At 37.1% G+C, this 13,278-nt stretch carries 5 protein-coding genes; 2 read left to right on the top strand and 3 right to left on the bottom strand.

Annotation, left to right across the window (positions count from 1 at the left end):
* Positions 1 to 5,120 (bottom strand): MopE-related protein (locus tag Q0050_RS00110; RefSeq protein WP_298391469.1); only part of this gene is annotated, 5,120 nt, incomplete at its 3' end.
* A 188-nt stretch (positions 5,121 to 5,308) separates the two neighbouring features.
* On the opposite strand from Q0050_RS00110, the gene Q0050_RS00105 reads away from it, so the two are divergent.
* Positions 5,309 to 7,186: a sensor histidine kinase gene (locus Q0050_RS00105; protein ID WP_298391467.1), complete on the top strand. Its 1,878-nt coding sequence runs from the start codon at positions 5,309 to 5,311 to the stop codon at positions 7,184 to 7,186.
* Positions 7,173 to 7,877, top strand: a complete 705-nt coding sequence (locus Q0050_RS00100) for a LytTR family DNA-binding domain-containing protein (protein ID WP_298391465.1) — start codon at positions 7,173 to 7,175, stop codon at positions 7,875 to 7,877. The genes Q0050_RS00105 and Q0050_RS00100 overlap by 14 nt, the downstream gene beginning before the upstream one ends.
* Before the next feature lie 974 nt (positions 7,878 to 8,851).
* Here Q0050_RS00100 and Q0050_RS00095 read toward each other — a convergent pair.
* Positions 8,852 to 12,001 carry a MopE-related protein gene (locus tag Q0050_RS00095; RefSeq protein WP_298391463.1) on the bottom strand — a complete coding sequence of 1,050 codons (3,150 nt, stop codon included), beginning with the start codon at positions 11,999 to 12,001 and terminating at the stop codon, positions 8,852 to 8,854.
* A gap of 764 nt (positions 12,002 to 12,765) precedes the next feature.
* The coding region (locus Q0050_RS00090; protein ID WP_298391461.1) for a T9SS type A sorting domain-containing protein at positions 12,766 to 13,278 on the bottom strand (513 nt) is incomplete at its 5' end.

Raw genomic sequence — 13,278 nt, 5'->3', positions numbered from 1 at the left:
CTTGCAAATAAAATACCACTCAACTGAGCCATATTAAATTTATTAGAAGGCTGTGTAGTTTCTTGCGAAGCTCCTGTTGGAACACCACCTACTACTCTAGTCACTCTAAATCTATAAGCAGTTACGTTTGGTATAGCTGTAGCCGATATAAACTGATTCATTGAAGTCAATGTACTACCACACTGAGCTCCAATAGTAGAAACTGGATTTGGTGTATTCAAGAAACAAGGCGCACCAAAGAAAGGTTGCCAAACGTTATTGTAACGTACAGCAATTTCAAACATATAACGAGAATTATAAGTAGTTCCAGGAACGTTGGCCAAAGAAATATTATTCACTGGTCTATCAATAATAATTGGAGCTGCAATAGGCGCATTAGTATTCATATCCACTTTAGTGATTTTGAATCTATATCCTTGAGCAAAATTAGTCCAGTTAGCAGTAACAGTTGAATACCAACCTGCTAATGTAGTACCACACGTTACTGATGGTAACGAACCAACAATTGGTGTACAACCACCAGGCAAACCAACATTATCAATAACTCCATTACAGTCATTATCAATTCCATCATAACATACATCAACCGCATTTGGATTGATAGCAGCATTAGCATCATTACAATCAGTTCCTAAAGCGACATAACCCATCGGTGCACCATTACACGACTGAACGCTTATAGTTGGATTTCCAAAACCATCGGCATCGGCATCAGCATAGTAAGTTGTTGAATTTTGTATACTTAAATTTAAAACCTCGGTAACGCAATTAGTGGTCGTACCTGTATAAAGTCCAGAGGTGGTATAGGTTTGACCATTATTTGCCCAAGTATACGAATCGCAAGCAGTAACTAAATTCACATTTTGAGTATTAGGAACAATGGTTACCGAAACGGAAGCCCTACTACTTTCACAAAGAACAGTGGATTGAGAAACATAATAAGTTCCAGTTGACAAAACATCGGTAGTACTTAATGGAGCACCACCAACCGCAGTAGCATACCATTTCAAATTACTTCCTACTGCCGTTAAATTAGCAACAGTTGCACCGAGGCAAAATGATTGATTAGTACTTGGAGTCACGTAAGTGGTGAACACCATATCCCAAGTTGGCTGAAAAGGACCAAAAATCCCTCCATTATAAGCGCCAGTAACATCTACTCCTAAAAAGGCAAATTGGATTGTTGGTGTGCTTAAAGCAAAAGTATACTGCTGTCCTTGTACAATAGAAATACCACTAAAATCATAAACTACGTTAGTAAATCCAAATGATGGTGGATACTCATAAGTTTGAGTGCCCAATAACAAACCATTTACTCCAACACCTTGATAAACATTTAAAGTTAAAATGGTACTTGAATTAGTTCCGCTTGGATTACCGTGCAAAATAGAAATGCTATCCAAACTTCCTGTTACACCTGCAGTAAAAGATTGATATTGAGACAACGAACCAGAAAAATTAGCAGAAACAGCATTACTTTGATCAAGCATCGTTTGATTTGGAGCAGCAGGAACAGGATTAATAGTCAAATTCAATCGTTCTGTAATACAATTAGTTGTAGTTCCATTGTAAATTCCTGATGCGGTATAAGTTTGATCATTATTTGCCCAAGTATAGGAACCACAAACACTTATTGTTGTAGTATTGAAGGAATTTGGTGTAAGAGTCACATTTACTGCCACTCTATTGGATGTGGCAACATCAGTAATACGCTTAACAGCATTATTTAGAAAATCAGCAACGACAATTTTACCATCGGCTTGCACAGCCAAAGCAAAGGGCTGATTAAATCCAGTACCTACTGTAACAATTCCTGAACCATCAGAATTCATTCGCTTTACCACACTATTATTAGAATCGGCAACTAAAATTTTACCATCAGCTTGAACAGCAATGCCCCACGGACGACTAAATCCACTACCCAAAATCTCAACATTTGTTCCATCAGCATTCATCCTTTTTACAACATTATTAAACGTTTCGGCTACCAAAATCTTACCATCAGCTTGAACTGCTATACCAGCTGGATTAACAAAACTTCCGCCTAAAGATACAATCCCACTGCCATCAGCATTCATCCTTTTAATAGCACCATTACCAAAATCGGCTACTAAAATTTTACCATCGGCTTGAACAACAACGCTTCTTGGTGCACTAAAACCAGTACCCAAAATTTCAATTCCAGTGCCATCGGCATTCATTCTTTTTATCAAACTATTCTCATAATCAGCAATCACAATTTTGCCATCTGCCTGAACCGCAACACCCCAAGGTCGATTAAAACCACTACCAAGAGTAGTAATAGCTGTACCATCACTATTCATTCTTTTAACGGCATTATTAAAACTATCCGCAATCAAAATTTTTCCATCACCTTGCACAGCAAGTCCACTTGGAAGCGTAAAACCACTTCCTAAGGTTTCAATAGATAAAGGCGAAGTTTGCTCAACATAATAAGTGCCAGTCGACAAAGAAGTTGTCGGAGTTAACGCTGAACCTCCGGTTGGTGTAGTATACCAAGCTGCTGTAGCACCTGTACTTGGCGTAGCAACTAATGTACTAACGGTTGGAGTACCACAAAAAGATTGACTAGATTCACTAATTTTTCTTACAGTAACAGGAACTCTACCAACACTTTCGCATCCAGAAACGGTTTGCGAAGCATAATAAGTAGACCCATTTACCAAACTTGTACTTGCAGGTAAAGCTGTTCCACCAGTAACCGCAGCATACCATTTTATGCCAGTTCCGGTAACAGATAAATTTGCTAAAGTACCTGAACCTGCATAAACCTGAGTAGCAAGAGCTGTTGGTGAACTTGGAACCAAAATCGAAACATTGACAGCCACACGGTTTGAACTTGTTGCTACTATAATGCGCTTTACAGAACCAGAACCTCCTGGATCAGCAACTAAAATATTGCCATCGTTCTGAACAAACACACTAAAAGGAGCAAAAAAACCTGTTCCCAAAACTTCAATTCCAGTGCCATCAGGTTGCATTCGTTTAACTAAACCATTGCCGTAATCAGCGATAACAATTTTTCCATCACTCTGAACCGCTATGCCAGCAGGTAAAAAAAAGCCGCTTCCCAAAGTAACGATTCCCGTTCCATCAGCATTCATTCTTTTTATAACATTATTAAGCTGATCTGCAATTATTATTTTACCATCAGATTGCACAGCAACACCACTCGGACCAGAGAATCCAGAACCCAAGGTTTCTATTCCTGTCCCATCGGCATTCATTCTTCTGATGCTATTAGTACCAGAACTAGCAACCACAATTTTCCCATCGCTTTGCACAGCAACAGAATAAGGACTTGAAAAACCAGACCCTACAGAAACACCACCCGTACCGTCAGAATTAGTTCTGATAATTGAATTGGCACCCAAATTTGCTATTAATATCTTAGAATCACTCTGTACTGCAATACCAAAAGGAGTAGTTAAACCACTTAATAAGGTCGCAAAACCAGTTCCATCAAAATTCATTCTTCTAACGGTGTTTTGCACATAGCTAGTGGTCAAAATACTTCCATCGTTTTGCACAGTAACTCCAGCAACACCACTGTAACCACTTTGTAAGGTAGTAACTGAGGTTGGAAAGGATTGTTCGACATAATAGGTTCCAGTCGACAAAGTAGTCGCTGCAGTTAAAGGTGAACCACCTGTTGGAGTGGAATACCAAGTAGGTACTGCACCGCTACTCGGTGTAGCAACTAAATTACTCACGGTTGGAGTACCACAAAAAGTTTGAGTAGATTCACTAATTTTTCTAGCGGTAACGGGAACTCTAGCGGTGCTTTCAACTCCAGAAATTGTTTGAGAAGCATAATAAGTCGTACCGTCAACAAGACTTGTTGAAGGAGATAAAAGTAAGCCTCCACTGGCTAAAGTATACCATTTTATAGAGGTACCGGTAACAATTAAATTAGCGAGAGTGGATGATCCTGCATAAACTTGAATCGCAGTTGCAGTTGGCGGATTTAAATTATTTACAGTACAACTACCCAAAGCTACCGGAATAGTAGAACTATTAGCATTGCCCGTTCCAAAGACAGCACCAGCTAAATTAGAACCCCAAACGTTTAATCCAGTAGCATCGTTAAAAGCTAAAGTGTAAGTAAATCCTGCAATGACTTTGCTCCAGTTAGTTTCTGTCCCAATTTGTAGAGGCACATTACTTTGTGTTGTAGTTCCATTTCCATAATTTCCATAAATATTTCTACCCCAAGCCCATAAGGTGCCATTAGACTTTAAGGCCATAGTGTGTTCAACACCTACCGAAATAGATTTCCAATCGGTTGCTGTTCCAATTTGTGTTGGCAAAAAAGTATTTGTTGTTGTATTAATTCCAAGTTCTCCTGAAAAATTTTTACCCCAAGCCCAAATCGTTCCATTAGCTCTTTTAGCTACTGCATGTCCGTAAGTAAAATTAATATCAATCCAAGTAGTATTGGTTCCTATTTGTTGCGGAACTCCTATACTGGTAATAGCGCTTCCCAATCCTAATTGTCCATTGTTCCCTTTTCCAAAACTCCAAAGCGTACCATTTGATTTTAAAGCTATGGTCTGTTCTAACCCAGCACAAACTTTGATCCAATTGGTATCCGTTCCTATTTGAATTGGAAGGCTAGATGCGGAAAAAGTACCGTTCCCCAATTGCCCTTCGGAACCTCGTCCCCAAGCCCAAAGGGTTCCATTAGATTTAAGCGCCAAAGTAAACGAACCACCTTGAGTACACTCAATCCAATTCGTATCAGTTCCAACTTGTATAGGCACAGTACTAGCTAAGGTAGTTCCATTACCCAATTGACCCGATTCATTAGCGCCCCAAGTCCATAAGGTACCATTCGTTTTAATGGCAACGGAATTGTAATATCCAGTTTCAATTTTTGACCAATCGCTAGCGGTTCCAATTTGTACTGGCACGGTTCTATCGGTTGTGGAACCATCACCCAACTGACCTAATTGATTCCTTCCCCAAGCCCACAAAGTTCCATTATCCTTAATTCCTATAGTATAAGAGTTTTGCGAAGCAGAAACTTCCTTCCAACATTGTGCATTTGTTAAAGTAACACACAAAACAAACAATAAAAATAATAATCTTCTTTTCATAATTTATATCTGATTGATTTACAAACAAAAATAAACTTGTAGTATTCATTCTACAAAAAATTGTTGAGTATGACGTTTTTTTGTAGGAGTTTGACAAAAAATTGCAAAAAAAGCAGACGAACTACAACATTTTTTTTGGAATAAAAGTCTTACTAATAAATCCTTTTAGTATGTTTGTCATTGAAAACATGATAGATATAAAAAAAATAATACTTTTTTTACTGATGGTAATGGTTGGCTCAACACATGCTACTAATCCATTAGAGTCCTACATCAACAATATCAAATACTACCGTTATACCAAACATCTAGATTCTACGAAGTTGTACTTCAAGAAAGCGCTCGCCGAAGCAATAAAGCAAAAGGATTCGGTAAACCTATTTTACGCTTATAAATATCTTGGCGATGGATACGAACACCATCAAAAGTTAGATTCCACATTATTGATGTATGCTAATTGTAAAAAGTACATTCGTAAAGATAATTATGCACGACAGGCATTTTTATTATGTGATATGGCTTATACTTATGACTTGCTTCATGACTATGAAAAAGCAACACAATTGACGTTGATGGCCGAAAAAATGGCTGAAAAATCTGGTAGTAAAACACAGATAGGCGCTATCGCAATTAGTATAGCAGAAGGATATTCAAATTTAAAAATGAATAAACAAGCAGAGCAATACTTTAAAAAATCAATTCAAATTGGAGAGGCTGCCAACCTACAACAATTACTAGATCAAGCGTATAGATTTTATGGCATCCATTTGTTAAAAAACAAAAAACTTGAAGAGGCGTACAAAAACTTCAAATTAGGATATAAATCTGCGGTAGTAAATAAAGATTCTATATCAATGGCTTATTCGTGGCGCTATTTGTCAGAATATTTCTGGTATAAAAAACAAATAGATAGCAGTTTCCTTTTAGCAAAAAAAGCAGAAAAAATATGGGAACGCCGAGCAGAAAATAGAGACTTATCGGATATTTGCTTACAACAAGGTTCGTATTATTTAGAACTAAACAGATTAGCCGAAGCTGAAAAATATTTAAAAAAAGCAGAACTACACGCACTCGATGATTTATACTTTAATGAACAACTATATACAGATCTCGCTAATTTATATTTCAAAAAAAACAATTTGAAAGAAGCATTTGAATATTTATCTAAAGCCAAAAACTGCATAAAGCAAATCAATGAAGAGGAAAACAAATCACGAGTAACAAGTTGGAGACTAAAATTTGAAACCGATAAAAAAGAAGCTTTAATTCAAAAAACATTAAAAGACAAAGCACTAGCTACTGAAAACACTAGAAAAAAAACAGAATTAGCACAAACCGTATCTATTTTTTTAATCTTTACTATAATTTCACTTTCAATAATCATAGTGTTCTATCTTAAAAGTAAGAAAAACAACAAATTGTTAAAAAAATCAAATGATGCACTAGAAAAATTAGCACATCAAAAAAGAATCTTACTGAAGGAAATCCACCACAGGGTAAAAAACAACCTAACCACTTTAAACAGCTTATTGTTTCTACAGGCCAAAGCCACAAAGAACATGGAAACAAAAGCAACTTTAGAAGAATGCCAAACCCGAATCGAATCGATGGCACTGATTCACCAAAACCTTTACAATGAAGGAGAAAGTGATAAAGTAAACTTCAATAAATTCATTGAAGAATTATTCGAATCCATCAACCAGAGTTATGCAATTAAAAACAAAAGTATTGCAATCGAACTGGACCAAAACGATAGTAGTATCGATGTTTCACTGGCCATTCCACTGGGCATAATTTTAAACGAATTGGTAACGAACTCCTTCAAATATGCATTTTCTGATACGGAACAAGGTAAAATTAATATTACCGTTAACCAAAATAAAAACAAACTAGTTATCGACTATTACGACAACGGAAAAGGCTTGACCAAGGATTTCGATTCCGAACACGACGGTTTTGGCTTTAAATTAATCAAAATACTTACCCAACAAATTAATGGTTGGATTCAGTACCAATTTAGTGATAACAAATCACGTTTTACCATTACCATAAATGACATCAACTAATTTAAATATCTTAATCATTGAAGACGAATTACTTATTGCAGAAATGCTCAAGGAAATTCTATTGGAACTTGGCTATCAGGTTGTCGCTATCGCAAAAAACTACCAAACAGCAATTCAAAAACTAGAAGCGCAACCCGAAATAAACTTTGCATTCATCGATATCAATTTGAATGCACCAAAAAACGGCCTGGACATAGCGGACACCATCAACCTTATGGGTAAAAAAATCCCTTTCATTTTTTTAACCTCTTACTCCGACACCAAAACGGTTCAAGAAGCAATAACAAAAAAACCACAATCGTATATCGTCAAACCCTTCTCAAAATCGGATCTTTTCATCACTTTAGAAATATACAAATCAAAAGAACTCAGTTTAAATCGTTCAGTAGAAATAAAAGACGGCTCTGACACCATAAAAATCAAACACGACGATATACTCTGGATCAAATCCGAAAACATCTACGTCGAAATCAAAACGAAATCCAAAACGTTCATTCAAAGAAATAGCCTAGACCGTTTTTTAGAAAAAATAAACGACGATAACTTTATAAAAATACACCGCTCCTACATCATCAACCTAAAACAAATTAATGCGGTAAACAAACAATTTGTCTGCATCAATGACCAAAAAATCCCCATCTCAAGAAGCCACTACGACAAGTTAATCGAAAAATTTTCAGAACAAAACTAAATAGGTAATGAAAAGGTAATAAGTAAGTAGTACGAAATAAAACCAAAAACCAAACCTACCAAAGAACGAGTTCAACTGAAAACCTACTACCAACAACCTACAACCTACAACCTACAACCTACAACCTACAACCTACAACCTCAAAACACCTAGCTTCACGCCACCGTCACTTCGAGTGATTTTAGTAAAACTGCGACAGCGGTTTTACTAAAATATTATCGAGAACCCAGGAACAACTAACATTACTGCACCAAAGTTCTCGATACATTTTTTAAAAAATAGCTAATCGCTATTTTCTAAAAAACGCTCGAAATGACGACAGTAGTAAATTGATAAAATCAACAACCTTCAAACAAAAACTGACAACTGACAACCCAAAACCTACAACCTACAACCCACAACCCACAACCTACAACCCACAACTTACAACCCACAACCGAAACTGACAACTGCTTACTGAGTCTGCCGAAGTGCGCAACCCACAACCTACAACCTACAACCTACAACCCACAACCTACAACCTACAACCTCAAAACACCTAGCTTCACGCCACCGTCACTTCGAGTGATTTTAGCAAAACTGAGACAGCGGTTTTACTAAAATTTTATCGAGAACCTAGGAACTACTGCCATCACTGCATCAAAGTTCTCGATACATTTTTTAAAAAATAGCTAATCGCAATTTTCAAAAAAACACTCGAAGTGACGACAACAGTAAATTCATAAAATCAACAACCTTTAAACAAAAACTGACAACTGACAACCGAAAACCCAAAACCCAAAACCCAAAACCCAAAACCTACAACTTACAACCTACAACCCACAACCGAAAACTGACAACTGAAAACCGAGCCTGCCGAAGTAAAAAAAAGCCCTTCCGTTTCCGAAAGAGCTTTAATATCTCGAGTCCAAAGGACAAGTTAAACTAACAACTGACAACTGACAACTGTCAACTGAAAACCGACAACTAAAAAACTATCGTTTAACAACACGAAGCGTCTTAACATTCACCTCCTGAGCCACAACAACGTTATAAACCCCAGAAGGATACTGCTGTCCTAATTCAAATTCTTGAACATCAGAAGCATTGATCATTCTATCCTCTACCAGTTTTCCTAGCATATCATAAACTCTAACTTGAATACTAGCTTCGCTGTTAGTTTTTACATCAAGTTTAAAGTTAGTAGCAAATGGGTTTGGATAAGCCATTGCCTCAAAAGAGTTTGCTACTTCTAATTGTATATCTTCACTTATGAATCTAGCTTGCATCGGAGTTCTAAACGAACAAACAGCTCCATAAGGACCAAAATCTGGCTCATTTGGCAATTTTACAGCAACTTGCACTGAATAAAGAGCACCGTTAGCTACCAATCCCGAAAAATTATTTAACCTAAATCTATTATTAACAGTTTCATAAACAACATCATAACCCACAGAATTATATACTCTAAAACGGTACTGAGTCGCACCTGCAACACCAGTTGCAATAAGCAATTCAGTGTTACTTTGCACTTGATAATTGGCGCATTGAACACCGTTCATTTGAGTAACAGGATGAGCTGGAGTAGTAATTTCACAAGGCGCATTGTATGGCAAGAACGTACCATCAGTATTTCTTAACGAAACCTCTACTCTATAAGTACTAGCAAATAAAATACCGCTCAACTGAGTCATATTAAATTTGTTAGAAGACAAAGTAATTTCCTGAGCTGTTCCAGTCGGCACACCACCTACTACTCTAGTCACTCTAAATCTATAAGCTGTAACGTTTGGTATAGCAGTAGCCGAAATAAACTGGTTCATAGTTGTCAAAGTACTACCACACTGAGCACCAATAGTCGACACTGGATTAGGTGTGTTCAAGAAGCAAGGAGCACCAAAGAACGGCTGCCAAATGTTATTGAAACGTACAGCAATTTCAAACATATAGCGAGAGTTATAAGTAGTTCCCGGAACATTTGCTAACGAAATATTATTAGTTGGTCTATCAATAATAATTGGAGCTGCAAGTGGAGCGTTCGTATTCAAATCAACCTTGGTGATTTTAAATCTATAACCTTGAGCAAAGTTAGTCCAGTTAGCAGTAACGGTTGAATACCAACCAGCCAATGTAGTACCACAAGTTCCTGTAGGAAGTGTACTCGTAATTGGTGTACAACCACCAGGCAAACCAACATTATCAATTATACCATTACAATCATTATCGATACCATCATAACAAACATCAACCGCATTTGGGTTAATCGCAGCATTAGCATCATTACAATCAGTTCCTAAAGCGACATAACCTATCGGTGCACCATTACAAGACTGAACAGTAACAGAAGGATTTCCAAAACCATCGCTATCTGCATCTGCATAATAGGTGATTGAGTTTAGAACTGTTAAATTTAACACTTCAGTGACACAATTAGTAGTAGTACCAATATAGACTCCAGACTGGGTATAAGTTTGTCCTGTATTTGACCAAGTATATGACCCACAATTAATAATGGTTGAGTTTGTTATGGAACTTGGAACAATAGTCAAATTCAATAATTCAGTAACACAGTTGGTAGTGATTCCTGTGTAAAGACCCGACTGTGCATAAGTTTGACCAGTATTCGACCAAGTGTACGAATCACATGCAAAAACATCACTAACAACAGTTCTAGAAATTTGTAAAATTACTTGAGACGCATCAGTGGTGGTGGTAAGTGTACCGCTATTACCAACTAAATCCAAAAAAGAGATGGAATAAGCAACAGCAGCACCGTCGTTTACACAATCAGATGCAGAAATTGGAGCACTAACGGCTGTCCAAGTAGTACCAGAACCAGTTACAGTTGCAGGGCTACCGTTAATATTTACGGTCGGATTAGCCTGCAAATTTTCGGAACTACTAAAAGTTAACGTAATAACATCGCCAACGGCGGCAATCGCAGGATTAGTATTATTTGAAGATATAGACGCACTGGTTAACACTGGAGCAACCGTATCAATAAGTACAGTAGAGCCATTTGTAGTTGAAGTTATATTTGCAACATTTCCAGCCAAATCAGATAAGAAAATACGGAAGATAGCTACGCCATTAGATTCATTATTTACAACTGGTCGAACAGCAGTCCAAAAAGTACCTCCACCTGACATAAGTGTTGGAATATTATTAATCGTAACAATGGGTGTACCTAACAACGGTTCAGTAGTTGTAAAGTTCAGGGAAATAAAATCGTTAAATCTAGCCAAAGTGGGAGTAAATACATTATTCGATTGTATAGTATTAGAGACAACAGACGGAGCAACGGTATCTACCATCACGGAACCACTGGTAGTTGTAGTCCTAGTAGCACTGCAGCCTGAAGCAATCTGATAAAAAATATATAGTGATACTGGTCCGTTCGGAAGAGTGGATGCTGCTGCCGAAGCTGTCCAATTCGTACCACTACCAGAAACGCTTGCAGGTACTCCAGAAAAAGTAACGGTCGGTGCACCACTTGGCACTTCCGAAGTTATAAAGGTTAAAACAACAAAATTAGAACCTCCTGCTCTAGATGGATTTGCATTGTTTGATACCAGATTTGCAATGGGAATGGAAGGAAAACCAACCCTAAAAGTAGCTCTATAATTAGCGCCACCATTACTAGCAAACTGAGTTCCCGAGCAGGTAGTGGACTGATCAGAATATACTTCTAATTCATAAGTACCTTGATTAAGACCTTCAAGTAAATTAACGTTATAGGAAGTTGAACTCCAGCGTTGGTCTTTCCCACCACAACCATTATTAAAATCAGATGAAAATCCTATGTTGTTAGAAACGAAAGAGCCTGATGGATTTCCCACAGGATAAATACGATAATAAATACGAGTACTAGTAATATCACAGCCGCCGCATTTAAAATTGTTGTGTTCTGCTCCTTTGAAAACAAGACCACTTGAGCCTTGACAAAAGGTCCCTAATGAACGACCATTGAAATCAGGATTACCAGTTGTGGCCTGCAAATCATAATAGGTATCCGAACCACCATTTAACGACAAGACAATAAAAGTACTGTTAAATCCAGCATTTTGAGAGAACGCTACAAATGAGAAAAGCAGTAAATTAAATAAAAACAGACCCGATTTAATTTTTTGTAATTGTTTTTTCATAATAATTTTTTAAAGAATAATAAATAAACAACTTGAGGCAAGGTAAAATTAGTAAAAAAAACAAAACATAATAAATATACCACAAACTAAAACGTTTTCGTGTTAACAAATAATTGCTTTTTTTATAAAAATAATACGAATTGTTATTCTATTTCTCAGAAACTAATAAAAACAAACAACTGACCACCAGTCACTGAGCTTACCGAAGTAAAAGAAAGCCCTTCCGTTTCCAAAAGAGCCTTTTAACCTCGAGTCCAAAGGACGAGTTAAACTAACAACTGATCACTGAAAACTGAACACTGACAACTGACAACCAACAATTAACAACCAACAATAAACAACAAACAACAAAACATCTCGCTTCACGCCACCGTCACTTCGAGTGATTTTAGTAAAACTGCGACAGCGGTTTTACTAAAATTTTATCGAGAACCCAGGAACTACTGCCATCACTGCTTCAAAGTTCTCGATACATTTTTTAAAAAATAGCTAATCGCAATTTTCTAAAAAACACTCGAAGTGACGACAGTAGTAAATTGATAAAATCAACAACCTTCAAACAAAAACTGACAACTGACAACCCAAAACCCACAACCTACAACCTACAACCCACAACCTACAACTGTCAACTGACAACTGAAAACCGAGCCTGCCGAAGTAAAAAAAAGCCCTTCCGTTTCCGAAAGAGCTTTTACATCTCGAGTCCAAAGGACGAGTTAAACTAACAACTGACAACTGTCAACTGAAAACCGACAACTAAAAAACTATCGTTTAACAACACGCAAAGTCTTAACACTCGCCTCCTGAGCCACAACAACGTTATAAACCCCAGAAGGATACTGCTGTCCTAATTCAAATTCTTGAACATCAGTTGCATTAATCATTCTATCTTCTACAAGTTTTCCTAGCATATCATAAACTCTAACTTGAATACTAGCTTCGCTGTTAGTTTTAATATCCAACTTGAAGTTGGCTGCAAATGGGTTTGGATAAGCAATAGCTTCAAAAGTGTTTGCTACTTCTAATTGTATATCTTCACTTATGAATCTAGCTTGCATCGGAGTTCTAAACGAACACGTTTTGCTAAACGGACCAAAGTCAGGCTCGCTTGGTAATTTAACCGCAACTTGAACAGAATAAACTTCACCATTCGGAATTAATCCAGGGAAATTATTTAAGGTGAAACGGTTAACCGTATTATCAAAGAACGTATCATAACCTGCTCCATCATAAACTCTGAATCGGTATTGAGTCGCTCCAGCAACACCATCAGCAAT

The sequence above is a fragment of the Flavobacterium sp. genome, from assembly GCF_027483985.1.
Classification (GTDB): domain Bacteria; phylum Bacteroidota; class Bacteroidia; order Flavobacteriales; family Flavobacteriaceae; genus Flavobacterium.
Note: the sequence above shows the minus strand (reverse complement) of the source record. Positions and strands in the feature narration are given on the sequence as shown.

What these genes read in the sequence shown, in the direction of transcription:
- Q0050_RS00095 (WP_298391463.1), bottom strand. Translation starts at nt 12,001, where the DNA reads ATGAAAAAACAATTACAAAAAATTAAATCGGGTCTGTTTTTATTTAAT.
- Q0050_RS00105 (WP_298391467.1), top strand. Translation starts at nt 5,309, where the DNA reads ATGATAGATATAAAAAAAATAATACTTTTTTTACTGATGGTAATGGTT.
- Q0050_RS00100 (WP_298391465.1), top strand. Translation starts at nt 7,173, where the DNA reads ATGACATCAACTAATTTAAATATCTTAATCATTGAAGACGAATTACTT.